Raw genomic sequence first — 22,109 nt, 5'->3', positions numbered from 1 at the left:
AGACCGAGCCGAAGGATGTAACATGCGCAGACGCTTTGTTTTGGTGCTTCCCCTGCTGCTTGCGGCCTGTGCGGAAGGTGCACTGCGCGTGCAACCTGCTGCGGATTGGCTGGGTGAAGGGCCGGGTTCTGAGGATGTTGCCCAGACCTTTCGCGAAGTCAGTCAGAACATTGGGGCCGAGGCTCGCAGCCAGTGTTTGAAACAATCAAGGCCTCAGAAATGCGAATTCCGGATTCTCGTTGATCTGAACCCACGTGCGCCGGCCAATGCGTTTCAGACATTGGACGACCAGAAGCAACCCACCATAATCTTTACACTTGCGATGATCCGTTCCACACAAAATGCAGATGAACTGGCTTTTGTCATGGGGCACGAGGCGGCCCATCACGTGCTGGGCCACATCGCACGGCAAAGCGAAAATGCCAGCGCAAGCGCAACTGAGTTCGGAAAGGCGGAAAAGCTGCGCGGGGGCGACGCCGCCGACATAGAAGAGGCCCAGAAAGTTGGGGCGCAGGTTGGTGTTCAGGCTTATGTGAAGGATTTTGAGCTTGAGGCTGACCAGATGGGCACGATCATTACACATAATGCGGGCTACAACCCGCTGATCGGGGCAAAGTTCTTTGATCGCATTCCGGATCCCGGTGACAGGTTTCTGGGCACCCACCCGCCAAACGCGCAGCGCGTTCACATCGTGCTTGAAACCGCGACGCAACTGGGACTGACGCAATGACCGATCTTGTGCGCCTTGGCGTGATTTTGACGGATCGCGGGTCGAAATATGCGGTATCTGGCGCGCCTGTGGCGTCACGCGCGGACGTCGACGCGGTTTTGGACCAACTGAAGTCCGATAAATCCTATGCCAAGGCCACACATAACACGTGGGCCGCCTCCTTGCCGACCGGCGCGCTGAAGGCCGATGATGGGGAAAGTGGCGCCGGTATGGTAATCCTGCGGATGATCGAGCGTGCAGGGCTGGACAATCACGTGATCATCGTCACCCGCTGGTACGGAGGCAAAAAGCTGGGTGGGGACCGTTTTCGCCGCGTTCAGGATGCAACCCGGGCCTATCTGGACCACATCGGCGCCCAATCTTGACCTGTATCAAAGTCTGACCTTCCGGATGCGCTAGGATTTCGTAAAGCGCGAAAGGGAAAGGATATAGCATGCCCACCCGAGAGTCCTTGCGGCTTCATGCCGGATTGGTGGACGATATGGCCAGAATGCTGGACATCGATCTTGAGGAAGCAGCCATTGGCGGCAAGCTATCTGTCGACCAGATTTCTGACGCAGTTCTGCGATGTACCGATTGTCCGAACCCGGATCATTGTCAGGATCTGCTTAAGAAAATGGCGACCGCTGGGCGGACACCTGAATATTGCCGTAACCAGGAGTTACTGCACAAATTGATGCCTTAACTGTCAGGTTCGCCATGCCACGTCTCGGTGAAATCATGGCCCACCTGCGCCTGGTACTGCGGATGGGCGAGGTCACAGGAACCGACCTGGCCGCAGCCTATCGGAACGGTCACCTGAAACATGAGGATTGGGCCGAGATCGTGCAGCAATGCCGAGGCTGTGCCTGGGCCAGAACCTGCCCAGAGTGGCTGGAACGGCGCGAACAGATTGATCATGCCCCATGCACATGCCCGAACCGTGAGCGTTTCAAGGCCATCAAAGCTTTGCAAGCGGAGGACGCGTGATGCCTCGGGATATTCTGGGTGAGGTCGAAAAGCACTTTTGGTTGACGCGCTCTGTCTCGCGAAGCATGGGAATTTCACTGAGCGAAGCAATGGCCGAAGGGCGGCTGTCGCCCGAAGAATACGCCAAACTGGTCACGCGTTGTCGCGCATCGGGCTGTGATGCGCAATGCACCAGCTGGCTGGCTCAGCGGCAGCATCCAGCGGATACGGCCCCGGATTTCTGTGCAAATTCAGAGACACTGAACCGATTAAAAGGTTGATCAAAGGTCTTTGTGCGTTCCATCGCATAGCGGCGCGTTTGCACTGTGTTTGCACCCGCAAAAGAAGACCTTTTCGCTGGTCTCGGCCGTGTATTTCACCGGTTCGAACCCACTGCCTTTATGTGAGCCATCGCAAAAGGGTTGGCGGTTCGATTTTCCACACGCGCACCAGAAATAGGTTTTCCCTTCGACAACCTCGACTGAAAAAGGGGTTTTCTGGGCAATAACGGGTGTGTCTGACATGTGGCTTCTCCGTCTTTGGCTGAAACGTCGCACAGTTTAGGACGATGCAGACAAAAAGGTAGCTGTAATGCCGCAAGGATCATCATTTGGGCTTCGAACTGGCATGGAATCGCTCTGTCTCACAATGATGTGATTGATGCTGTTGCCAGATTGCCGTTCAACCCTTATTCTGATGGCGGCCCCGAAAAGCTGGGCAATATCAGAAAAGTAATAGAGGATTGACGGACATGAAACTGAAACTTGCAGCCGTTGGCGCATTTGCCCTGGTCCTGACTGCTTGTGCGCAGCAGGAAGAACCGACCCCTGTTTACGTACAACCCGACTACGACAAGTATGGCTCGGCCAGCTGCTCGGCAGGCTATGAACTGGCAACAACCGAAGCAGGTCAGACTGTCTGCAACCCGGTTTCTCAGTAAGCTTATCGCAGGCGGTCTGATTGCGGACCGCCTGCACCATTTTCAGGAGTTATCGCCGCCATTCTGGCGGTTTTTTGCTACCTGCGCTGTACGGGGTAACTATTCACCCGAGGGCATTATGGGCAGGTTACTGGCGTCAAACGGGTTTCCCCCACAGATCGTATTCCCCCGCCTCGTCCACTTCGACCGTGACGATATCGCCGGGTTTGAGGCCTTCGAAGCCCTCGTCAATGAACAGGTTACCGTCGATCTCGGGCGCGTCCGATTTGGTGCGGCAGGTGGCGGCTTCGTCATCCACTTCGTCGACGATTACTTGAAGCGTTTGTCCGACCTTCGCCTGCAACTTGGCTTCTGAAATGGCCTGAGCCTTTTCCATGAAGCGATCCCACCGCTCTTGCTTGATTTCGGCCGGGACGTGATCGGGCAGGTCGTTTGAGCGCGCACCATCCACGTTTTCGTATTGAAAACAGCCGACACGATCCAGTTGCGCCTCGTCCATCCAGTCCAGCAGGGTTTGGAATTCGGCCTCGGATTCACCCGGATAGCCAACGATAAAGGTCGAACGCAGGGTGATATCGGGGCAGATTGCGCGCCAGGCCTGAATTTCGTCCAGAGTTTTGGCCGCTGCGGCGGGGCGGGCCATCCGTTTCAGAACATCCGGGTGGGCGTGCTGGAACGGGATATCCAGATACGGCAGTATGTTGGACCCGCCATCCGCCATCAGGGGGATCAACTCGCGCACATGAGGATAGGGATAGACATAGTGCAGCCGCACCCAGGCATCCATCTGACCTAGTTCACGGGCCAGATCGGTGATGTGGCTGCGCACCTCGCGGTCTTTCCACGGGTTCACATCGTATTTCCGGTCCAGCCCATAGGCCGAAGTATCCTGCGAGATCACCAACAGTTCGCGCACGCCGTTTTCGACCAGCTTTTCCGCCTCGCGCAGAACCGCATGGGCCGGACGGCTGGCCAGTTTTCCTCGCATATCGGGGATGATGCAGAACTTGCATTTGTGGTTACAGCCCTCTGAGATCTTCAGATAACTGTAGTGGCGGGGGGTCAATCGAACGCTGCTGGCGGGCAGCAGATCAACGAACGGGTCAGGGTCAGGGGGAACGGCGGCGTGAACCGCATCCAGAACCTGCTCGTACTGATGCGGTCCGGTGACCGCCATGATGCGGGGGTGGTGCTCGCGGATGTAATCCGGTTCGGCCCCCAGACAGCCGGTGACGATGACCTTGCCGTTTTCAACCAGCGCCTCTCCGATTGCGTCCAGCGATTCCGCCTTGGCGCTGTCGAGGAACCCGCAGGTGTTCACAATGACGGCATCGGCCCCGGCATAATCGGGCGAAATGCCGTATCCTTCAGCACGAAGCCGGGTCAGAATGCGTTCGCTGTCGACCAAAGCTTTTGGACAGCCCAGCGACACCATGCCGATCGTCGGCTGGTTTGAACGGGGTGTCTCGGTGATCCGGGCGGCCGGAGCCAGGTCAGGGCGGAGGTTTGGCGGGTTCGTCGTCATGGCGCGGCATATAGTGGGGAAAGCTTCCCCTTGCAAATGTGACGTGCGATTTGAATGATCGCGGTAAAGACAAGCCAAAAGGCGGAGAGCAGATCATGAAATGGCTGATACGCATCCTGTTTATTGTTGTGGCGGTGGTTGGGCTGGTCATTGGCGCGCTATTGCTGATGCCCGGCGACAAGCTTGGCGCGATTCTGGCCGAGCAGGTCAAAGCCCAGACAGGGCGCGAACTGACATTGAGCGGCGATGTGCGCCTGTCGTTCTGGCCGGTGCTGGGTATGGAAACCGGGCCGGTGCGTTTTGGGAACGCCAGCTGGGCTGGGCCAGAGCCGATGCTGAGCGCTGATAGCCTTGCCGTGGGCGTGGATGCTGCTGCGCTTTTGAATGGGGATCTGCGGATCAAACGCGTTTTCGCGGAAAACCCGGTGCTGCGGCTGGAGCGTTCGCAAGGGCGCGGAAACTGGGAGCTGAGCGCGCCTGTGACCACCGCGACTGCCACACCGTCTGCGGGGACGGTTCCGGCAGGCGCATCGTCGGCCGTAACTTTGGAAGAGTTGCAGCTAAATAATGCGCGACTGATCTATGTGGAAGACGGTGCCACGCAGATGGATTTTCCTGATGTCACCTTGTCGGCCAGTTGGCCTCAGGTCACTGCGCCGATGGTAATGGAAGCATCAATGCCTGTACCCGGAGGTGCTGTTCAGGTTGATTTGAAGATCCCGGACTTGCCAACTTTTGCCGCAGGGTCCGTAACCGCGCTTGAACTGGCCCTGACTGCACCGGGTGGTGAGATAGGCTTTGACGGCCACGTCAATCTGGCCGGAGAGATGGACGGGACCACAAAGATCACCACCCGAGATACGGAAAAGATGCTGGCGGCCTTCGGTCAGGCGGGTGTGGCTGTGCCGTGGGGATTGGGTAACGTTGCCGATATCTCTGCACAAATGACCTATACGCGGGACGGTCGGATTTCCCTGCGGAGCATGACAGCGCAGTTGGATGGCAACCAGTTCGTCGGAGAGGCGGATATCACCATTTCCGATCCCCCTCAGATCGTCGCACGGTTGGATGCGGGCGATCTTGACCTGTCAAAGATATCCGAAACCGGCGCCGGGTCGGGTGGCGCGTCTCAACCTGCGTCACCAGTTCAGGAAGGCTGGTCAAAAGACCCAATCGACGCATCCGCATTGGCTTTGGCGAATGGCAATATTCGCCTGACGGCCAACTCAATCGCGGTTCCCGGCATGACCTTTGGGAAAAGTGACCTGACGCTGACACTTGATCGCGCGCGGGCGGTTCTTGCCATGCATCCCGCGACGTTGTTTTCGGGTCAGTTGAATGGGCAGGTGGTTGCCAACAATCGCAATGGCCTGTCCGTGGGCGGCAAGGTGACGGCAAGTGAGATTGATCTGAAACAGGCGTTGTCGACACTGGCCGGGGTCGAACGCCTGTCGGGAAGCGCGGCAGGAACCGTTGAGTTTCTGGGTGTAGGTCAGTCTGAGGATCAGATTATGCATTCTCTCAGCGGTAAGGGAAATCTGGATGTCGGGACGGGGGTAATATCCGGTTTCGATCTGGATCGACTTATGGGGCAGGGGACCGGATCAGGCGGGACGACTGTGTTCAACAGCCTGTCGGCCAGCTTCGCCATCGATCAGGGTGTGTTGACGAATAACGATCTGCTTATGTCGCTCAAGAATTTTCGCGCCGATGGTCAGGGGATCGTGGGTCTGGGTGCGCGCAATATCGATTATCTGTTCACGCCCGTAGCTTTGCGGGCCAATTCGGGGCAGGGCATATCGGTGCCTGTGCGTATCGTTGGCCCGTGGAGCAACCCGTCAATCAAGCCGGATCTGACCAAGGTCATCGAAGCAGCGGCAGATGTGAAGGTCAAGGAGCTGGAAAACGACGCGAAACAGAAAGTTTTCGAAAAGGTTGGAAACGAGCTGGATACCACCATCACGGACAGCGATCAGATCGAAGATGCGCTTAAGAACAAGCTTGAAGAAGAGGCGAAGAAAGGGCTGCTCAAACTGTTTGGCGGCAACTGAGCAAGTGTTGCGCTTGGGGCGATCAGATATGCCCCAAGCAGTTTTCTTCAGATGGTCTGGTCGTAATCGCCAACACCGGGTTCGGTTCGGATCACCGCATCGATATCGGCAAAGATCGCCCGCATCTCAGCCTCGCTTTCGCTGCTTTCACAGACGACCACCAGATTGGGTGTGTTGGATGAAGCCCGCACCAGCCCCCAGCTGCCATTGTCCAGAATGACACGTGCGCCGTTCACCGTAACGACCTCTTTGATCGCACGGCCAGCAAATGTCTCACTAGCTTCGCTTTTGGCAACGAGCTTGTCGACCAGACGCTGCAGGATATCGTATTTTTCGGTATCTGCTGCATAAGGTGACATGGTGGGCGTCGACCATGTCTTGGGCAGCGCCTTGCGCAGGTCGGACATGCTTTGATCCGGGTTGCGGTCCATCAGCTTGCAGATCTCGACCGCGACGCGCATTCCGCAGTCATAACCGCGCCCCACCGGTTCGGCTAAAAAGTAGTGGCCTGACTTTTCGAACCCAGCCAGCGCACCGATTTCCTTGACGCGCCGTTTCATGTGGCTGTGGCCGGTTTTCCAGTAATCCGCCTTGACGCCAAGGGCCTGCAACTCGGGATCGCTGGCAAACAGGCCGGTGGATTTCACATCAGCGACAAAGGTCGATCCGGGGTGCAGCTTGGCCAGATCGCGGGCCATGATCACACCCACCTTGTCGGCAAAGATCTCTTCGCCTTCATCATCGACGACGCCACAGCGATCACCGTCACCATCAAACCCAAGTGCCAGATCGGCACCGCTGGATTTTACCGTTGCCGCCATGTCATGCAGCATTTCCATCGCTTCGGGGTTCGGGTTGTAGTTTGGGAAAGTGTAATCCAGCCGGTTATGGCTGGGGACGACCTCAACCCCCATACGTTCGAAGATCTCGGGCGCAAAGGCCGAAGCGGTGCCGTTTCCGGTTGCGCAGACAACCTTTAGCGGGCGGGACATTTTGAAATCGCCGACGAGGTCGTCAATATAGGCTTCTTTCACGCCCTCGACGAATTCCCAAGATCCACCCTCATGCGTCTGACCTTCGCCGTTCAGAACGATGTCGCGCAATTCAGACATCTCGTCGGGGCCGTGTGTCAAAGGACGGTCAAAGCCCATTTTTACACCGGTCCAGCCGTTTGGATTGTGGCTGGCCGTAACCATCGCCACGGCCGGTACATCCAGATGAAACTGTGCGAAATAGGCCATCGGGCTAAGCGCAGGGCCAATATCTTTCACGCGGATACCGGCCTGCATCAATCCCAGGATCAGGGCGTTTTTGATCGCCAATGAGTAATCACGGTAGTCATTGCCGACAGCGATCACGGGCTCGATCCCGCGCCTGCGCATTTGAGTACCCAGCCCAAGGCCCAGCGCCGTCATGCCCGGCAGGTTGATCTCTTCCGGATATTTCCAGCGGGCGTCATATTCGCGAAACCCGGTGGGTTTGATCATCGCGTCACGCAGAAAGCTCCAGGTATTTGGTGTTACCTCGGGAATTGGTTTGGTCATAACAAGTCTCAGTCGTTAAATCTGAATAGGATCAGCTTTGGCCAGCGCATCAAAGCGCATCAAAGTGTCAATGAGTTGGGGCATCTGATCCAACGGAATCATGTTGGGCCCGTCCGAAGGAGCATTGTCCGGATCCTGGTGTGTTTCAATGAACACCGCGCCAATACCCAGCGACACGGCGGCGCGCGCCATGACCGGAGCAAATTCGCGTTGCCCACCCGAGGAGCCACCTTTTCCGCCCGGTTGCTGCACGGAATGGGTCGCATCCATCACTACTGGATACCCGGTCTGGGCCATTTGCGGCAGGGACCGCATATCAGCCACCAGTGTGTTATAGCCGAACGAAGTGCCACGTTCGGTCAGCAGGATATTATGATTCCCCGTGCTTTCGATCTTGGACACGATATTGGGCATCTCCCACGGCGCGAGAAACTGACCCTTTTTCACATTGACCACAGCGCCCGTATTGCCCGCAGCCAGCAGCATATCCGTCTGGCGGCACAAAAACGCCGGGATTTGCAGGACGTCTACCGCCTCGGCGGCGATGGCGCACTGCGCTTCGGTATGAACATCGGTCAGGACCGGAATGCCCATTGTCTTGCGGATGCTATCCAGAACCTGCAACCCGGCATCAATGCCCATGCCGCGCTTGCCGGACAGTGAGGTCCGGTTTGCCTTGTCATAAGACGCCTTGAAGACATATTGCGCACCGGCTGCATCGCAGGCCTCTTTCATCTTGCCAGCAATCATCTGTGCGTGGTCTGCCGTTTCAAGCTGGCAGGGGCCCGCAATGATAGTCAGCGGAAGGTCGTTGCCGACTGTCAGGTCGGAGATTTTTACATGTTTCATGAGTCTTATGAGGATACCTGTTCACGAAGGACCGACGCGGTAAGCGAGATCATGAGGTAGATACCAGCAAACAACAGGAATGCCAAAATCGTATTTTCGAACTTGCGCGGATAGCTGGGTTCCTGACTGGGTATCGGGTTCACCGAGACGGTCAGGTAACGCACCTGCCGGTTAGCTTCGGATCGGGTCGATTCCATTTGCTGCATTGCCGTTTGCAGCATCATGTCCCGCGCCGCCAGATCCGCCTGAGCGATCTGGATGCGCACGCTCAACCGCGCCAGCGAATTTTCGCCATCGGAAGCATCCTGCATCTCGGCATTCAGTTGTTCCAGCACCTTTTCAAGCCGGGCAATGTCAGCCTTGACGCCGTCGACCTTAGCTTTGTTCGGGCGCAGGTTGTCTTGCAGAGCGGCAAGTTCAAGCTCTTTGTCCTGCACCAATATCTCGATCTCGTTGATGCGTGCGCGCAGGCTGGCAATGACATTCTCGGGGTCCAGCACCGCCCCTTGAAGCTGAAGTTCGATCAATTCCTCCTGCGCCTGCCGCCGCGCCTCCTGCGCCGCTTCAAAGCTTTCCAATGCGTCGCGCATCTGGTCTTCACGCTTCTTGCCGGACAGGGCATTCACCCGGGCTTCCGCGTAAGAGATCAAACGCTCCGAGAACTCGGTCGATGTCTGTGCGTCCGGTGCAACAACCTCCATCCGAATGACCCCTTCGGTTGGGTCATACCCGATGGTGATCATGCGTTTGAACAGCTTGTATGCGTCTTCCAGTGTGGCGTCGGGTGATAGCCTTTGAATCGGATCAATTGATTCCTGCTTGAAGACATCAGAAAAACCGGCGTCTCGATCCAGCAGCAACAAGGCCTCTTTCGATTCCAGGAAAGATTGAACCGAGATTGAATCCTGCGTGGTGGCGAATTGCGTCCCGGCAAGCAGCCCGCCGATGGAACCCGGCCCGCCATCGGCTTGCAGGATCAGAAACTCGGAATCGCTGGCATACATCGGGGTGGCGATGCGATAGAAATAGAACCCCACAACAAAGGTCGGCAGAAACACAAAGGCGGCCAGACGCGCGAACAGGCCAAACAGTTTACGCCTGCGTCGGCGCGCGATGTCCTTCTGAATCTGACCGATTTCAAGGTTCCGCCGCTCAGCCGGGCTGAGCTCGGGTCCCGGAAGGTTTGGCGTGCTTGCGCCTACGGATTGCGGCAACTGAATGCTGATCTTGTCTTTGACCTTCGAACTGTCGCCCTGTGCCGAGGGCTTTGCCGCGGCAAGATCAAGAAGGTTCGTGCGCTGAAACGGATCAATGCCTTTCTTGCGCAGCAAGCGCACCGCATCATAGTCCGATGTTGCTGCCAGTCCGTGTTTCTGCGCGAGTTTACGCGCAATACGCAACTGGCGGCCTGTCAGGCCTTCGCGCTTGATGTCGTCAATTTGCGTGCCTGGCTGGGCCTCGGCCGCCGGCGCCTGACCTTGCGTCGCGCCCCGTATGCGCGAGATTGCATCCGCTCGCGCCTCGGCCGAATCGTCCACCTGTCGATTGCTGCGCCAGTTGTACTTTCTAACCTTGGGTTTCGTAGTCATATAGCTGCTTTGCCTCTTCCAAGGAGTCAAACATGTACAATTGCCCGTCCAGCAGAACGGCGGCCTGCTGAGCGAATTTTTCCAAAACAGTCGGGCTGTGCGACACGATCACCAATGTCGTGGTGCGCAACCTTTCCTTCAGGATCGCCCCTGCTTTTTCGTTGAATTCAACATCTGTAGACGCTGGCATCCCTTCATCGACAAGATACATGTCGAAATCCAGCGCCAGCATCAAAGAAAACGTGAATCGTGACCGCATCCCCGAAGAATAGGTGGACAGCGGCTGTTCGAAATATTCACCCAAACCGCAGAGCCATTTGCAATACGCCTCAACATAGTCCGGGTCCATGCCGTAAATCTTGGCGATGTATCGCGCGTTCTCAAGCGCCGACAACTTGCCGGTTACACCCCCGGTGAAACCCATGGGGAACGAGACCCGGCATTCGCGGCGGATCACACCCTCGTCGGGTTTTTCCAGACCGGCCATCATGTTGATCAGCGTGGTTTTGCCAGTACCATTCGGGGCCAGAACGCCCAGCGACGTGCCCAGTTCGACACGGAACGAGACCCGGTCCAGGATCACCTTGCGGCGCGTCCCGGTCCAGAAGGACTTGCTGACATTGTCGAACTCTAGCATTCGGGGCCTGCTGCTCGTTTCCGTTGTGTCGCCGCGCTTTCAGGCGGTCAGAAAGGATGGTTTTTACCGTTCCATGTTGGCTACATTATGTCGAATTATGAAACAAATGTTCAATGCATTGCTGCCGACCCCTCAAACAACTGATCGGTTGTCGGCAATTCCGCTGCACTTCTAGAAATCTACCGCACCATTATTATGTGGTTTCACACCCGATCCTTGCAAAACAGCTTTGGGAGGTTTTGCAACAAGATGAAAGATTTAGATGGCGAAATCCGTGCGTGCCGCCTGTGCGCCGCGTCCTTTGCGCAAACCAAAACAGCCCATGAACCCCGCCCGGTGGTTTGGTTTCGGCGCGGAACACCCATCCTGGTCGCGGGGCAGGCACCGGGTGCGCGCGTGCACGAGTCAGGGCGGCCCTTTACAGACCCGTCAGGCGACAGGCTTCGCCAATGGCTTGGGGTCAATGAACCTGTTTTTTATGATCGTGACCTCGTGTCGATTGTGCCCATGGCATTCTGTTTCCCCGGCTATGATGCCCGCGGCGCGGACCTTCCTCCGCCCGCGATATGCGGTAAAACTTGGCATGACAGGGTGATGCAGGAACTGGGGCAGGTGCCGTTGACGGTGTTGGTCGGTAGTCATGCGCATAAATATCATCTGGGTGCGCGGGGGTCGGTGACGGACACCGTTCGGAACTGGCAGGACCATGCGCCGCGGGTCTTTGCCTTGCCTCATCCGTCCTGGCGGAATACGGCATGGGTAAAGAAAAACCCGTGGTTCGAGGCAGAACTGCTGCCGGTTCTGCGCGCGCGGGTCCAAGAGGTGCTGAATGACTGAAACCACAGCGTTGGACACGGCGCATGCCGCGATGCTGGCAGATCCGCAGAACGATGCTGCCCGTCTGCAGTTTTTTGAACGGCTTGCTGATAGTGAGCTGTTCTTGATGCTGACCGAAGAAGCGGTGGGCGAAAACATCTCGCCCGAAGTGTTCGATGTGGCCGACGGGCGCTTTGTGTTGGCTTTCGACCGCGAGGAACGATTGGCGCGGTTTGCCGGGCGGCCCGTGCCTTATGTTGCGCTGTCGGGGCGCGTGTTGTCGGGGATGCTGGCAGGGCAGGGTATCGGGCTGGGCCTGAACCTGGAAACTGCGCCATCATCCATGCTGGTGCCTGCCGAGGCCTTGGGCTGGCTGGCCGAAACGTTGCAGCATGGCCCCAAAGAGGTCGAGGAAAAGCTGGCCGAGTTCATGCCTCCCGCCGGTTTGCCGGACAGCCTGTTGACCGCCCTTGATGCAAAACTGGCAACTGCTGGTGGGCTTGCCAGTGCAGCCTATCTGGTCGCCACGAAATCCGAGGCGGGCGCTCAGGGTCATTTGCTGGGGTTTGTCGGTGCGGTCGAGGGGGCCGAGCCAGCGCTGGCCAAGGCAGCTTCAGAGGCGTTGACGTTTTCGGGGATCGAAGCGGGGGCGATGGATGTCGGGTTCTTTGCCACAGATGACGCCGCTGCCGCGCTGCTGGCGAAGACGGGGCTTCGCTTTGACCTGCCCGAACCGCAGGTTGCAGATCTGGTGCGCGAGGTTCCGGGCAGCAATCCCGCGAAACCGCCAATTCTGAAGTAACGGCCAAAACGCAAACACGCGGCGCACAATGCACCGCGTGTCACTAGGATGGGACTCTGCTATTCCGCAGCAGCTTCCAGTTTGTCCTGCGTACGTGTTTCGAAATCACTGGCGTCGTGACGCTCGTGAAGCTGCGTGTGCGGCTCGCCAAAGGCGCGGTTGACCATACGGCCACGCTGAACCGCAGGCCGTGCGTCAATCGCCTTGGCCCAGCGCACCACGTTCTTGTAGGATTCCGCGTCAAGGAACTCTGCCGCGCTATACAGACGGCCCAGAACCAGTTGACCGTACCACGGCCAGATCGCCATGTCGGCAATCGTATATTCCTCGCCCGCGATATAGGTCTTGTTCGCCAGTTCCCTGTCCAGAACGTCCAGCTGGCGTTTTGCCTCCATCGCAAAGCGGTTGATCGGGTATTCCCACTTTTCGGGCGCGTAGGCGTAGAAATGGCCAAACCCGCCGCCCAGATAAGGGGCGCTGCCCATTTGCCAGAATAGCCAGTTCATGACTTCGGTCCGTTCCGGCCCGGACGCGGGCAGAAACTCTCCGAACTTCTCAGCCAGATGAAACAGGATCGAGGCACTTTCAAACACCCGAGCCGGCTTGTCGCCAGAGCGATCCCAAAGGGCGGGGATTTTCGAGTTTGGGTTGACCTCGACAAACCCTGAACCGAACTGGTCGCCCTCGCCGATGTTGATCAGCCAGGCGTTGTATTCAGCGCCTTCGTGACCCAATGCCAGCAACTCTTCCAGCATAACGGTGACTTTGACACCGTTGGGCGTGGCAAGGGAATACAACTGCAATGGGTGGCGTCCAACCGGCAAGTCCTTGTCATGGGTTGCGCCGGCAATAGGTCGGTTAATGTTGGCGAACTGTCCGCCACTTTCACTGTCCCATGTCCAGACTGCTGGTGGGGTATACGAAGATTGGTCGCTCATGTCTTGCCTTTCATGCCTTTGTCCGGGCCGCGTTCGATGCAGTCTTACAGGTAGTGTTGCAATCCGCCGAGTCCAACCCAGCTTTTCCGGCATAATTTGTAATAATCCGCGACCAAACTCTCACGTTTGCTCGAGAGGGGTCACAGCGGCGCGAGGAGGGCTACGAACAGAATGGGAATCGCATATTGTTTTGCCAGACCTGCCATCACGGCGTCACCGATACCGCTGGAACGAAAAGGATAAACTACATGAAACGCTTTGCTTTGACCTTTGCTGCGGCCATGGCCCTGGCCGTTCCGGCATTTGCCGGGCCGCAATATATTGACGGCACAGGGTTTGCCGTCTCGGGGTATGATGTTGTCGCCTATCGCAACCTGGATCAGGTACCGGTAGGTCAGCAACAGCACGAAGGCGTGCGTGGCAATGCCAGCATTACTGCCGAATACAATGGTGCGACCTGGGCATTCTCGTCCGAGGAAAACCGCGACAAATTTCTGGAAAACCCGGCCTATTATGCCCCGCAATATGATGGGCACTGCGCCTATGGTGTGTCGCGCGGTGGCAAGGTTCCGGCAAACCCGAACTTGTGGCGGATCGTTGACGACAAGCTGTATCTCAACATCACGGATGTGGTCGTCGGGTTCTTCGAAGAAGACATTCCGGGCAACATCAACCTTGCTGAAGGCAACTGGCCGGGTATCGAGCCGTCTGACGCCTCGACCAGCGTGATCCCGAAATTTACCTCGGAAGGTCCGGTGAAAAACTGACCCGGCCAAAATTGCACAAAGCCCGGCTTACCCAGCCGGGCCTTTTCGTTCAGCCAGCAAGCCAGAACTGATCCCGTATCGTCTGGTCGGCGTCAAACCGGATCCTGACGCTCTTGGCACCCGGAAATTTGCGTTCTCGGATCGTATCGGGAATGACGACTTCCCCAGCGCCCGTATCGCTGGATTGAAAGCTCAGGATTTCCGCTGTGGTGTGCCGCGCACTGGTCAGAACGGTCGTTGGCAAAGCCACACGATTTGCGCCTTGATTGACGGGTGTCGTGACGAAGTAAGTCAGGTGCCGCCCAAAGCATCCGACCGCGTCGGGAACATGGTCAGCAACACCGCTGCCGCATTTGGGTTGAATACCAGGCTGACTGTTCATATGCGACAGCGCTTGCCCCGGATTCAGCATTGCCTCACAGGCGGCAATATCTTCCTGCGGAAGCTCGATGATACGTTTCTTCAACCGTGCCCGACGTGGTTGTGGCGGGCCAGCAGCGGCACCGCCCTTTGTCGCCAGCCCTTCTTTGCGTAGAAAATCATAGGCTGCCTTGGCGCGCGAAAACCCGGAACTGTCGCCTTCCTTGTGATCAGGATGCGTGTGAAAGGCGATGTGACGCCAGGCCTCTCGTATTTCACTGGAATTGGCAGACGGGTTCAGGCCCAGATCTGCCAGGGCATCCGTGCGTGCCCTAACCTTATCGACAGGTTCCATACTCAAAACACTCATTAAAAACTACACAGCCCTAGTGTTGCCGAGGGCATGGTTTTGTCAAATTTCATGGTTGATTGAGAGGGAAGCTGACAACAATCGCGATGCGAGGATTCCATTGTTCCGCAAAGGCGTGAATTCGCGGATGTAACTGTGAAACAGGTCACGCATAAGAAAAGGAAAACGCCCGGGAAAATTCGTAACCCGGGCGAATCATTGAATTTTTCAGTTGTCAGGCGACGTTTTGAAGATCGACTTGTGGCGTAATTCCAAGGGCAAAGCACACATCGCGCGTCAATTCCGGGCGGTTGAGGGTATAGAAATGCAGCTTGTCCACGCCACCTTCGATCAGGTCCGAGCACAACTCGGTGCAGATCGCAGTTGCCAGCAGATCCTCACGCCCGTCGCGCACGGCCTTTTCAAAGGCTTGTTCGACCCAATCGGGAATATGCGTGCCGCAACTTCTGGCGAACTTGCGCGCACCTGCCCAGTTTTCTATCGGCAGAATGCCCGGAACGATCGGTTTGTCGATACCCGCCTTTGCGCAGGCATCACGGAAACGGAAGAAGGTTTCGGCCTCGAAAAAGAATTGCGTCAGCGCTTCGTCAGCGCCCGCGTCAAGTTTGGCCTTCAGCCAGTCCACGTCTGCTGACATGTCGGCAGCTTCAGGGTGCTTGTCAGGATAAGCCCCGACACGGATGCTGAACATTTCGGTTTCAGCCAGCGCCTCAATCAACTCAATCGAACTGTTAAAGCCGTCGGGGTGCGGTACGAACCGATTATGCCCTTTTGGCGGGTCGCCCCGCAGGGCCACGATGTCCTGCACGCCCGCACGTGCGAATGTGTCGGCGATTTCCAGCGTTTCCTGCCGCGAAGCGTCAACACAGGTCAGATGCGCAGCGACGTTCAAACCAGAGGATTTATGCAGGGTTGCGACCGCGTCGCGCGTCAGTTCCCGGGTCGTACCGCCTGCACCGTAGGTGACGGATACAAAACGGGGCTCCAGCGGTGCCAATGTCTGGACCGTATCCCAAAGGCGGAAAGAAGCCTCCAGAGTTTTGGGCGGAAAGAACTCGAATGAAATTTCGGGTTTGGACATGGCTGCCTCACTGGATCAACTGACTATCTTGTGCCATGACGGGCATTGTGAGACAAACTCATATTATTCAACAACAACATGAACGATACTTGAGATGCACATTGAATTCCGCCACCTGCGTACCATCAAGGCGATCCATGAATGCGGTGGGTTGGCGCGCGCTGCCGACCAGTTGAACATCACTCAATCCGCATTGAGTCATCAGATCAAAGGGTTGGAGGATCAGGCCGGGGTCGAGCTGTTTCTGCGACGTTCAAAGCCGATGAAGCTGTCAGCCGCCGGTTTGCGTCTGCTGCGGTTGGCCGAGCAGATCCTGCCGCAGGTCGAGGCGGCACAGAATGAGTTTTCATCGCTGCGGGACGGGCGTACCGGGCGGATGCATATCGCCATCGAATGCCACGCGTGTTTCGAATGGCTGTTTCCGGTTCTTGAATCCTTCAGGAAATCCTGGGGCGACGTGGATGTCGATATCCGACCCGGTCTGGCCTTCGACGCCCTGCCAGCCTTGCAGAAGGAAGAGGTTGATCTGGTGGTCTCATCCGATCCCGAAGACCTGCCGGGTGTCGAGTTTGTGGAGCTGTTTGACTACAACCCCGTCTTTGTCGCTGCATCAGCCCATCCACTGGCGGAAAAAGCCTATGTCGAGGCTGAGGATTTCCGAGGCCAGACCCTGATCACCTACCCGGTGGAACGCACACGTCTGGATGTGTTCAGCCAATTGTTGATCCCTGCACGCGTCGAACCCGCCTCGATCAGGCAGGTGGAATTGACAGCTGTCATCCTGCTTCTGGTGGCATCAAACCGGGGCATCTCGGTTTTGCCGGATTGGGTCGTGCGCGAGGTCAAATACAATTCGGACTATGTGACCCGGCCCCTGACCAAAGAGGGGATTACGCGTCGCCTTTATGCAGCGGTCCGATCAGAAGATCTGGACAAGCCCTATGTTCAGGAACTGGTGAAACTGGCCCGCGAAGAGGCGCGCAAGCTGCAATCCCGGTAGAGGCGTTTTCTGCGGGTCTGTTATGCGATCATTCCTCTTGGCAAGGAAGCCTTGCGGCAGTATACGCGCGGCTTGACCGGACAGGAGCCCTTTTACAATGGTTGGCAGTGCAAATCTCAACATCATGATCAAGGCCGCGCGCAAGGCGGGGCGTTCTTTGGTCAAGGACTTTCGTGAAGTCGAGAATCTGCAGGTGTCGATGAAGGGCGCGGGCGATTTTGTCTCCAAGGCCGATATCGCGGCCGAAGCCATCCTGAAGGACGAATTGCTGGGCGCACGCCCAACCTATGGCTGGCTGGCCGAAGAGGGCGGTTCCATCGACGGAGAAGACCCGACCCGCCGCTGGATCGTAGATCCGCTGGACGGCACCACCAATTTTCTGCATGGCCTGCCCCATTGGGCAATTTCGATTGCACTGGAACATAAGGGCAAGATCGTTGCCGGCGTGATCTATGATGCTGCCAAGGATGAGATGTTCTTTGCTGAAAAAGGCGAAGGTGCGTGGATGAACGACACCCGAATTCGTGTGTCGGGGCGTCACCGCATGATTGAATCGATCTTTGCAACCGGCCTGCCTTTTGGCGGTCGATCTGACCTGCCTGCAACCCTGCAGGATCTGGCGCGTCTGATGCCCGCCTGCGCCGGTGTGCGCCGTTGGGGTGCTGCGGCGCTTGACATGGCATATGTGGCTGCGGGCAGGTACGAAGGTTTCTGGGAACGCCGCCTGAACGCCTGGGATATCGCCGCCGGTATCATCATCGTGAAAGAGGCGGGCGGCTTCGTGCAGGCCCTGAACCCTGAAGGCAACGCGCTGGAAGATGGTGAAGTGATCTGTTCGAATGAACCGATCTTTGATCAATTCTCCAAAGTCATCCGGGGCTGATCGCCCCTTAGCCCAGCTTTATCGACGCGGAACGCGCGGTATACGAGACTGCGACAGCTTGTACTTTGTCTCTGGGTGGGGCGGATGCCCGTGCGTGCGGTTCCAGAATTGCACGCCGCCGCGCCGCAGCCACAATGGTACGCATAAGATCAACCCCACGGCAAACCCGCCGGTATGGGCCCAGTAGGCGATACCGCCTTCGTCCGGGTTGCTGGTGACGCTGCCAAAGAACTGAATCGCCAGCCATAAGCCCAGCATGATGAAGGCGGGGATGGTAAAGACCCTGAAATAGACAACCAGGATCAGCAGAATATCCACACGCGCCTTGGGAAACAGCAGCAGGTATCCCCCCATGACACCCGCAATCGCGCCCGAGGCGCCGACGGTAGGCACCTGAGAGTCCGGCCCTGTAACCACATGGATCAGACCTGCGCCGATACCTGCGACCAGGTAGAACAGCAAAAAGGGCAGATGGCCCATTTCGTCTTCCAGATTGTCGCCGAATATCCATAAGAACAGCATGTTCCCGGCCAGATGCATCCATCCCCCATGCAGGAACATGGATGTTACAAGGGTTTCCAGACCAACCCCGTCGCTGACCCGCGCCGGGATGATGGCGTAATCGAAGAACAGCCGGTTGATAAGTGGCGCATCATTCATGATCCCCACATAGCTGAGGAAGATCAGGATGTTGGCCGCCAATAAGACGTAGACAACATAAGGCGTGCGCCCCGAGGGGTTATGGTCACGTATCGGAAACATGAGGTGACGCTGGGCTTTTGCGCGCCCAGCGTCAAGGCAAGCTTATGCCGCACCTCCCAACAACGCAGCGTTTCCGCCAGCTGCGGTCGTATCGACACACACATGGCGCTCACCCAGCACGCGCGCGCGGTCGGGTCTGCCCGGAATCAGGGGAAGAATGGGGCCGTCCCGACGGGCCAGATGCTGTTCGATCTGCTGCGCGGTTTCAGCATCGCCCCACCAAAGAACACCAGAGATACCGGTCAGGTTCTCCAACCGGTGAAGGTCAAGCATTCCGGTTGCCTGAATGGCCGTGCCACCCAGCGCCTGTACGGCTTCAGCCTGTGCGCGCGCCGCCGTTTCCCCCGGCCCCATGCACAGAAGTGGTGGGCGGGGATATTCGCTCAGCCGGTTCGATTCTCCGGTTGGGCCGGGCAGAGAACGGGTTTGGATTGGGGCAGGCTGGCCTTGAGGGGCAGGCAAGTCTGCTAAGTTTTTCCAATTCTCATCTGTGGTTTGTCGATCCGGTGCACAGAACCTGGCCATGTAATTCGGGCCGCCCGCCTTCGGGCCAGTGCCTGACAGCCCTTCACCGCCAAAAGGCTGGGAGCCAACGATGGCACCAATCTGATTGCGGTTTACATAGATGTTTCCGGCATGGATAGCTTCGGTCACATGCTGCACCCGGTCGTCGATCCGGGTTTGCAGGCCAAAGGTCAGCCCGTATCCGGTTGCGTTGATATCCGCGATGACCTTGTCGATCTCCTGCGCTTTGAACCTTGCCACGTGCAATACGGGGCCAAATATTTCGCGCTCCAGCGCGGCAATGCCCGAGATTTCGATCAACGTGGGGGCAACAAAGATACCTTCGGGTGGCAGCGGCAGCTCTTTCAGAACACGCCCTTCGGCCCGTGCCGTGGCGACGTGATCAGCGATGACCTGCCGGGCCTGCGCGTCGATCACCGGGCCGCAATCGGTAGAGATCAGCCACGGATCACCGATGCGCAGGGCATCCATTGCCCCTTTGAGCATGGTCAGGACGTCATTTGCGATATCCTCTTGAAGGTACAGGCATCGCAGTGCGGAACACCGCTGGCCTGCGGATTGAAAGGCACTTTCAATGATCGATTGCACGGCCTGTTCGGGAAGTGCGGTGCTGTCAACGATCATGGCGTTCAGGCCACCAGTTTCCGCAATCAGCGGCGTGCCGGGGCGCATGGACCCAGCCATTGCCGACCGGATTCTGAGAGCGGTTGTTGTCGAGCCGGTGAAGGCCACGCCAGAAACGCGCGCATCCGATGTCAGCGCCGCGCCCACGGTCGGACCACCCGGCAGCAATTGCAGCGCGTCGCGCGGCACACCGGCCTCATGCAGCAATTGAACGGCGCGGTGTGCGATCAGGGGTGTTTGCGGCGCAGGCTTGGCCAAAACGGCGTTCCCGGTCGCCAAAGCTGCCGATATCTGCCCTGAGAAAATCGCCAGCGGGAAGTTCCAAGGGCTGATGCAGGTGAATACGCCAGCGGGCTCGGCATCAGGTATGTTGGCGGCGTAGTAGCGCAGGAAATCCACCGCCTCACGCAGTTCCGCCACGGCGTCAGGCAGCGATTTGCCAGCCTCGCGCGCCAGCAGGGCGAACAACTCGCCGTAATGCGATTCATAAAGATCGGCAGCAGAGTTCAGGATGCGGGCACGTTCGGCTGCCGGGGCCTGCCACGGCTTTGCCGAAGCCAGCGCCAGTTCAACATCCGCGTCACTTGCCGAGGCGACCTCACCTGGTTTGTCGGCAGGATTTGCCGGGTTGACTACCGGCTCATCCGCCCGGGGTTTTGCAGCGTCAGCCAGCAAGGGCTGTGCATACCAGTGATATGCACGGAACTGGTCCCGCGCTGCATCAACCTTGTCCAGCGTCGGAGTGTGGTGAAGATCGAATCCCATGGAATTGGGGCGATCCGGCTGGAACAGTTCGGGGCCGGTGGGCAAAGGGGGTGGGGGCGTTTGAACAGTAACAAACGGATCTGCGGCAACCACTTCCGGCGGGACGTTTTCGTCGACAATCTGGTTGACGAAGGATGAGTTTGCCCCGTTTTCCAGCAGACGCCGCACAAGGTAGGCCAGCAAGTCACGATGCGCACCAACCGGTGCGTAGATGCGACAGCGCGTTTTCTGCCTGTTCATCACAAGCTGATGCAATGTCTCGCCCATGCCATGCAGGCGCTGGAACTCAAAAGGCTGACCTTCGGCCATGTGCAGGATGGCGCTGACTGTATGGGCGTTGTGGGTGGCGAATTGCGGATAGATCCGGTTTGTCATGCCCAGCAATTTGCGCGCATTGGCGATATAGGACACGTCCGTGACCGCCTTGTGCGTGAAGACGGGAAAGCCATCCACGCCTTCGACCTGCGCGCGTTTGATCTCGGTGTCCCAATAGGCGCCTTTGACCAGACGCACCATCAGCTTGCGATCGTGGCGTTCAGCCATGTCATAGAGCGTGTCCAGAACCAGCGAAGCGCGTGGCCCATAGGCCTGAACCACGATGCCAAACCCCTCCCAGCCGGCCAGAGCCGGATCGGACATCACCGCCTCAATCACCTGCAATGACAAAGACAGGCGATCCGCCTCTTCGGCGTCGACGTTTAGCCCCATGCCAGCGGCCTTAGCCAAAAGGGCCAGCGCCCGCAGGCGTGGAACCAGTTCATCCATCACCCGCTTTTCTTGTGCCAGTTCATAGCGGGGGTGCAGGGCCGACAACTTGACCGAAATGCCGGGGTTGGCGCGGATATCATCATGGGTGCAGGCTTCGGCGATGGCCGAGATGGCGCGTGAATACGACAGGTGATAACGCGCGGCGTCCGCCTCGGTTCGCGCGGCCTCTCCCAGCATGTCGTAAGAGTAGGTATATCCCTTGCTTTCCATCCCGCGCGCGCGTTCCATCGCAGCGTGAATGGATTCACCCAACACGAATTGCCGCCCCATTTCCTTCATCGCCCGCGACACGGCGGTACGGATCACGGGTTCCCCCAATCGCTTGATGGCCCCGCGCAGGGCGCCAACAGGCGAGGTCTTGCCTTCGTCCAGAACCTTGCCCGTCAGCATCAGTGCCCAGGTTGAGGCGTTCACCAAGGATGAAGACGAGTGCCCAAGATGCTTACCCCAATCCGAAGGGGCGATTTTGTCTTCAATCAACGCGTCAATCGTGTCGGCATCCGGCACGCGCAACAGCGCCTCGGCCAGGCACATCAGGGCGACGCCTTCGTCGGTGGACAGGCCGTATTCGGCCAAAAACACCTCCATCAACCCCGGAGACGTGCTGGATCGGATGTCGCGCACAAGCTGCGCGGCAGCGGCGCTGATGGCGCCGCGGTCCGTGGCGCTCAGGCTGGCCTGAGAGATCAGGGTTTCAAGGATCGCCGACTGGTCAGCATAGGTTGAGGTGTCGATTAATGTACGCAGGGTATGAGACATGGGTCCTCCGGTCTTTGTGCCAATATAACTGCGAAAACTCAGGACAATCGCCTGAGTTTACGGTAATTGAAGGCGG

General features: G+C 57.8%; 23 protein-coding genes. 12 read left to right on the top strand and 11 right to left on the bottom strand.

The genetic code is table 11. The features are described 5' to 3' along the window. The first annotated feature begins 22 nt into the window (after window positions 1-22). The 5 genes from ACR0AD_RS12475 (at window position 23) to ACR0AD_RS12455 (ending at window position 1,959) form a co-directional block, all read left to right on the top strand. Window positions 23-730, top strand: a complete 708-nt coding sequence (locus ACR0AD_RS12475; protein WP_480487611.1) for a M48 family metallopeptidase — start codon at window positions 23-25, stop codon at window positions 728-730. Beyond that, window positions 727-1,095 carry a YigZ family protein gene (locus ACR0AD_RS12470; RefSeq protein ID WP_480487612.1) on the top strand — a complete coding sequence of 123 codons (369 nt, stop codon included), beginning with the start codon at window positions 727-729 and terminating at the stop codon, window positions 1,093-1,095. The genes ACR0AD_RS12475 and ACR0AD_RS12470 overlap by 4 nt, the downstream gene beginning before the upstream one ends. A 68-nt stretch (window positions 1,096-1,163) precedes the next feature. Next, entirely contained in the window at window positions 1,164-1,415 is a 252-nt protein-coding gene (locus tag ACR0AD_RS12465) for a DUF6455 family protein (RefSeq protein WP_267366457.1), read from the top strand. Between the two features lie 14 nt (window positions 1,416-1,429). Next, window positions 1,430-1,699: a DUF6455 family protein gene (locus tag ACR0AD_RS12460; RefSeq protein ID WP_480487614.1), complete on the top strand. Its 270-nt coding sequence runs from the start codon at window positions 1,430-1,432 to the stop codon at window positions 1,697-1,699. Further along, window positions 1,699-1,959, top strand: a complete 261-nt coding sequence (locus tag ACR0AD_RS12455) for a DUF6455 family protein (protein WP_480487616.1) — start codon at window positions 1,699-1,701, stop codon at window positions 1,957-1,959. Before ACR0AD_RS12460 ends, ACR0AD_RS12455 begins: the two co-directional genes overlap by 1 nt. Here ACR0AD_RS12455 and ACR0AD_RS12450 read toward each other — a convergent pair whose 3' ends face one another. Continuing rightward, complete coding sequence (locus ACR0AD_RS12450) at window positions 1,960-2,202, bottom strand: CDGSH iron-sulfur domain-containing protein (protein ID WP_480487618.1); 243 nt, start codon at window positions 2,200-2,202, stop codon at window positions 1,960-1,962. It abuts the gene before it with no gap. A gap of 227 nt (window positions 2,203-2,429) precedes the next feature. Here ACR0AD_RS12450 and ACR0AD_RS12445 point away from each other — a divergent pair, with 227 nt between their 5' ends. Next, the gene (locus ACR0AD_RS12445) at window positions 2,430-2,618 is read left to right on the top strand and encodes a hypothetical protein (RefSeq protein ID WP_209504738.1); all 189 of its coding nucleotides are present in this window, start codon (window positions 2,430-2,432) and stop codon (window positions 2,616-2,618) included. A gap of 136 nt (window positions 2,619-2,754) precedes the next feature. On the opposite strand, the gene rimO is transcribed toward ACR0AD_RS12445, so the two are convergent. Continuing rightward, entirely contained in the window at window positions 2,755-4,143 is a 1,389-nt protein-coding gene (gene rimO, locus ACR0AD_RS12440; RefSeq protein WP_480487619.1) for a 30S ribosomal protein S12 methylthiotransferase RimO, read from the bottom strand. A 95-nt stretch (window positions 4,144-4,238) separates the two neighbouring features. On the opposite strand from rimO, the gene ACR0AD_RS12435 reads away from it, so the two are divergent. After that, window positions 4,239-6,194 (top strand): AsmA family protein, encoded by a 1,956-nt coding sequence (locus ACR0AD_RS12435; RefSeq protein ID WP_480487621.1) that lies wholly within the window; start codon window positions 4,239-4,241, stop codon window positions 6,192-6,194. A gap of 47 nt (window positions 6,195-6,241) precedes the next feature. Here ACR0AD_RS12435 and ACR0AD_RS12430 read toward each other — a convergent pair whose 3' ends face one another. From ACR0AD_RS12430 to ACR0AD_RS12415, 4 genes are read right to left on the bottom strand one after another with little or no spacing between them, the layout of a single operon-like run. Beyond that, window positions 6,242-7,738 (bottom strand): phosphomannomutase/phosphoglucomutase, encoded by a 1,497-nt coding sequence (locus tag ACR0AD_RS12430; RefSeq protein ID WP_480487623.1) that lies wholly within the window; start codon window positions 7,736-7,738, stop codon window positions 6,242-6,244. Between the two features lie 15 nt (window positions 7,739-7,753). Continuing rightward, window positions 7,754-8,587, bottom strand: a complete 834-nt coding sequence (gene kdsA, locus ACR0AD_RS12425; RefSeq protein ID WP_480487624.1) for a 3-deoxy-8-phosphooctulonate synthase — start codon at window positions 8,585-8,587, stop codon at window positions 7,754-7,756. A gap of 5 nt (window positions 8,588-8,592) precedes the next feature. Further along, entirely contained in the window at window positions 8,593-10,176 is a 1,584-nt protein-coding gene (locus tag ACR0AD_RS12420) for a capsule biosynthesis protein (RefSeq protein WP_480487626.1), read from the bottom strand. Further along, the gene (locus ACR0AD_RS12415; protein ID WP_209504732.1) at window positions 10,154-10,813 is read right to left on the bottom strand and encodes an ABC transporter ATP-binding protein; all 660 of its coding nucleotides are present in this window, start codon (window positions 10,811-10,813) and stop codon (window positions 10,154-10,156) included. Before ACR0AD_RS12415 ends, ACR0AD_RS12420 begins: the two co-directional genes overlap by 23 nt. 249 nt (window positions 10,814-11,062) lie before the next feature. Between ACR0AD_RS12415 and ACR0AD_RS12410 the strand changes: the two genes are divergently transcribed. Both ACR0AD_RS12410 and ACR0AD_RS12405 read left to right on the top strand, forming a co-directional pair. After that, window positions 11,063-11,650, top strand: a complete 588-nt coding sequence (locus tag ACR0AD_RS12410; RefSeq protein WP_480487628.1) for a uracil-DNA glycosylase family protein — start codon at window positions 11,063-11,065, stop codon at window positions 11,648-11,650. Beyond that, complete coding sequence (locus tag ACR0AD_RS12405) at window positions 11,643-12,431, top strand: SseB family protein (RefSeq protein ID WP_480487630.1); 789 nt, start codon at window positions 11,643-11,645, stop codon at window positions 12,429-12,431. The genes ACR0AD_RS12410 and ACR0AD_RS12405 overlap by 8 nt, the downstream gene beginning before the upstream one ends. Window positions 12,432-12,490: 59 nt before the next feature. Here ACR0AD_RS12405 and yghU read toward each other — a convergent pair whose 3' ends face one another. Beyond that, a complete protein-coding gene (gene yghU, locus ACR0AD_RS12400) occupies window positions 12,491-13,369 on the bottom strand; it encodes a glutathione-dependent disulfide-bond oxidoreductase (protein WP_480487632.1) in 879 nt (292 codons plus the stop codon). Window positions 13,370-13,617: 248 nt separating this feature from the next. Between yghU and ACR0AD_RS12395 the strand changes: the two genes are divergently transcribed. Beyond that, on the top strand, window positions 13,618-14,136 hold the full coding sequence (locus ACR0AD_RS12395; protein WP_480487634.1) for a YHS domain-containing (seleno)protein: 519 nt from the start codon (window positions 13,618-13,620) through the stop codon (window positions 14,134-14,136). Window positions 14,137-14,185: 49 nt separating this feature from the next. Here the strand turns inward: ACR0AD_RS12395 and ACR0AD_RS12390 are convergent, their stop codons facing one another. Both ACR0AD_RS12390 and metF read right to left on the bottom strand, forming a co-directional pair. Next, a complete protein-coding gene (locus ACR0AD_RS12390) occupies window positions 14,186-14,851 on the bottom strand; it encodes a DnaJ domain-containing protein (protein ID WP_480487636.1) in 666 nt (221 codons plus the stop codon). Window positions 14,852-15,080: 229 nt separating this feature from the next. Further along, complete coding sequence (gene metF, locus ACR0AD_RS12385) at window positions 15,081-15,947, bottom strand: methylenetetrahydrofolate reductase [NAD(P)H] (RefSeq protein ID WP_480487637.1); 867 nt, start codon at window positions 15,945-15,947, stop codon at window positions 15,081-15,083. Between the two features lie 94 nt (window positions 15,948-16,041). Between metF and ACR0AD_RS12380 the strand changes: the two genes are divergently transcribed. After that, window positions 16,042-16,947: a LysR family transcriptional regulator gene (locus ACR0AD_RS12380; protein WP_480482174.1), complete on the top strand. Its 906-nt coding sequence runs from the start codon at window positions 16,042-16,044 to the stop codon at window positions 16,945-16,947. A 97-nt stretch (window positions 16,948-17,044) separates the two neighbouring features. Continuing rightward, window positions 17,045-17,830, top strand: coding sequence for an inositol monophosphatase family protein (locus ACR0AD_RS12375; protein ID WP_209598002.1), 786 nt, complete (start codon window positions 17,045-17,047; stop codon window positions 17,828-17,830). 18 nt (window positions 17,831-17,848) lie between these two features. On the opposite strand, the gene ACR0AD_RS12370 is transcribed toward ACR0AD_RS12375, so the two are convergent. Together ACR0AD_RS12370 and putA are read right to left on the bottom strand one after the other, a co-directional pair. Then, entirely contained in the window at window positions 17,849-18,592 is a 744-nt protein-coding gene (locus tag ACR0AD_RS12370) for a rhomboid family intramembrane serine protease (protein ID WP_480482170.1), read from the bottom strand. Window positions 18,593-18,634: 42 nt separating this feature from the next. Continuing rightward, window positions 18,635-22,033 carry a bifunctional proline dehydrogenase/L-glutamate gamma-semialdehyde dehydrogenase PutA gene (gene putA / locus ACR0AD_RS12365; protein ID WP_480487639.1) on the bottom strand — a complete coding sequence of 1,133 codons (3,399 nt, stop codon included), beginning with the start codon at window positions 22,031-22,033 and terminating at the stop codon, window positions 18,635-18,637. Between the last annotated feature and the right edge of the window lie 76 nt (window positions 22,034-22,109).

It is taken from the genome of Ruegeria sp. BH8, assembly GCF_056538065.1.
This window is presented reverse-complemented; position numbering and strand designations above follow the sequence as displayed.

Coding starts and splice junctions, on each gene's coding strand:
- ACR0AD_RS12475 (WP_480487611.1), top strand. CDS start 23: ATGCGCAGACGCTTTGTTTTGGTGCTTCCCCTGCTGCTTGCGGCCTGT.
- ACR0AD_RS12470 (WP_480487612.1), top strand. CDS start 727: ATGACCGATCTTGTGCGCCTTGGCGTGATTTTGACGGATCGCGGGTCG.
- ACR0AD_RS12465 (WP_267366457.1), top strand. CDS start 1,164: ATGCCCACCCGAGAGTCCTTGCGGCTTCATGCCGGATTGGTGGACGAT.
- ACR0AD_RS12460 (WP_480487614.1), top strand. CDS start 1,430: ATGCCACGTCTCGGTGAAATCATGGCCCACCTGCGCCTGGTACTGCGG.
- ACR0AD_RS12455 (WP_480487616.1), top strand. CDS start 1,699: ATGCCTCGGGATATTCTGGGTGAGGTCGAAAAGCACTTTTGGTTGACG.
- ACR0AD_RS12450 (WP_480487618.1), bottom strand. CDS start 2,202: ATGTCAGACACACCCGTTATTGCCCAGAAAACCCCTTTTTCAGTCGAG.
- ACR0AD_RS12445 (WP_209504738.1), top strand. CDS start 2,430: ATGAAACTGAAACTTGCAGCCGTTGGCGCATTTGCCCTGGTCCTGACT.
- rimO (WP_480487619.1), bottom strand. CDS start 4,143: ATGACGACGAACCCGCCAAACCTCCGCCCTGACCTGGCTCCGGCCGCC.
- ACR0AD_RS12435 (WP_480487621.1), top strand. CDS start 4,239: ATGAAATGGCTGATACGCATCCTGTTTATTGTTGTGGCGGTGGTTGGG.
- ACR0AD_RS12430 (WP_480487623.1), bottom strand. CDS start 7,738: ATGACCAAACCAATTCCCGAGGTAACACCAAATACCTGGAGCTTTCTG.
- kdsA (WP_480487624.1), bottom strand. CDS start 8,587: ATGAAACATGTAAAAATCTCCGACCTGACAGTCGGCAACGACCTTCCG.
- ACR0AD_RS12420 (WP_480487626.1), bottom strand. CDS start 10,176: ATGACTACGAAACCCAAGGTTAGAAAGTACAACTGGCGCAGCAATCGA.
- ACR0AD_RS12415 (WP_209504732.1), bottom strand. CDS start 10,813: ATGCTAGAGTTCGACAATGTCAGCAAGTCCTTCTGGACCGGGACGCGC.
- ACR0AD_RS12410 (WP_480487628.1), top strand. CDS start 11,063: ATGAAAGATTTAGATGGCGAAATCCGTGCGTGCCGCCTGTGCGCCGCG.
- ACR0AD_RS12405 (WP_480487630.1), top strand. CDS start 11,643: ATGACTGAAACCACAGCGTTGGACACGGCGCATGCCGCGATGCTGGCA.
- yghU (WP_480487632.1), bottom strand. CDS start 13,369: ATGAGCGACCAATCTTCGTATACCCCACCAGCAGTCTGGACATGGGAC.
- ACR0AD_RS12395 (WP_480487634.1), top strand. CDS start 13,618: ATGAAACGCTTTGCTTTGACCTTTGCTGCGGCCATGGCCCTGGCCGTT.
- ACR0AD_RS12390 (WP_480487636.1), bottom strand. CDS start 14,851: ATGGAACCTGTCGATAAGGTTAGGGCACGCACGGATGCCCTGGCAGAT.
- metF (WP_480487637.1), bottom strand. CDS start 15,947: ATGTCCAAACCCGAAATTTCATTCGAGTTCTTTCCGCCCAAAACTCTG.
- ACR0AD_RS12380 (WP_480482174.1), top strand. CDS start 16,042: ATGCACATTGAATTCCGCCACCTGCGTACCATCAAGGCGATCCATGAA.
- ACR0AD_RS12375 (WP_209598002.1), top strand. CDS start 17,045: ATGGTTGGCAGTGCAAATCTCAACATCATGATCAAGGCCGCGCGCAAG.
- ACR0AD_RS12370 (WP_480482170.1), bottom strand. CDS start 18,592: ATGTTTCCGATACGTGACCATAACCCCTCGGGGCGCACGCCTTATGTT.
- putA (WP_480487639.1), bottom strand. CDS start 22,033: ATGTCTCATACCCTGCGTACATTAATCGACACCTCAACCTATGCTGAC.